Source organism: Ideonella sp. P3_A4 (assembly GCF_056403075.1).
Window position 1 is genome coordinate 1 of sequence record NZ_JBFUGE010001300.1, and the last position, 696, is coordinate 696.

At 56.0% G+C, this 696-nt stretch carries 1 protein-coding gene and 1 pseudogene; one reads left to right on the forward strand and one right to left on the reverse strand.

Annotated features, from left to right (window positions below; translation table 11 throughout):
• Positions 1–188 (forward strand): annotated as a pseudogene (locus AC1DYI_RS37665) (IS30 family transposase); the annotation flags it as partial.
• A gap of 45 nt (positions 189–233) precedes the next feature.
• Here the strand turns inward: AC1DYI_RS37665 and AC1DYI_RS37670 are convergent.
• On the reverse strand, positions 234–617 hold the full coding sequence (locus tag AC1DYI_RS37670) for a hypothetical protein (protein WP_477209154.1): 384 nt from the start codon (positions 615–617) through the stop codon (positions 234–236).
• Positions 618–696 lie beyond the last annotated feature (79 nt).

Below are 696 nucleotides of genomic sequence, written 5' to 3' on the forward strand. Positions count from 1 at the left end.
GAACGAACGAAAACACCAACGGGTTGCTTCGGCAGTACCTGCCCAAGGGCATGTGCTTGAAGGGGCTGACCCAAGCCGAGTGCGACCGCATTGCGGGTGAACTCAACAGCCGGCCAAGAGAAAGACTAGGATTCAGGACTCCGGCCGAAGCATTCGGCCGTCCGCGGGGTGTTGCACTTCAACGTTGAACTCAAGCCTTGCGTATGAAGACGAACGTGCCACGATAGACCGCACTACGGTGCCTTCAACTCTTCGACCCAAGCCTCGTATTTGTTGTAGCTGGTACGCCGGGCGTGAAGTACATATGACTTGCCGGCTGCGAGCGTGACAGGGACTTTTGTGCTTCCTAGGAGGAGGCCGTCTCTAACAAAAAACCTTACGTCCACAACATGCTCTCCTGCAGAGACCTTAAAACGCTTGAAGCTTGAAATTCCTGCCAAGCGCACAGGAGTCCCATCGATTGCCTCGATGGAAAGGCCGTCCGCACCCTGCTTGGCCCCCTCAATAGTTGCGATTTGATCAGCTGGGAGGGATGGTTCTCTATAGGAGGCACAGCCTGTCAATATGGTGAACGCGGCTATGGCGGCAAGTCGAGATCTCATAAACGCTTTCGACATGATTGGGCCTAACGTTCGACGTAAGGGGCCTGCCGCAGGCAGGTCCCCTTGACGGAGGGGTTAGGCACCGGAGATGCAC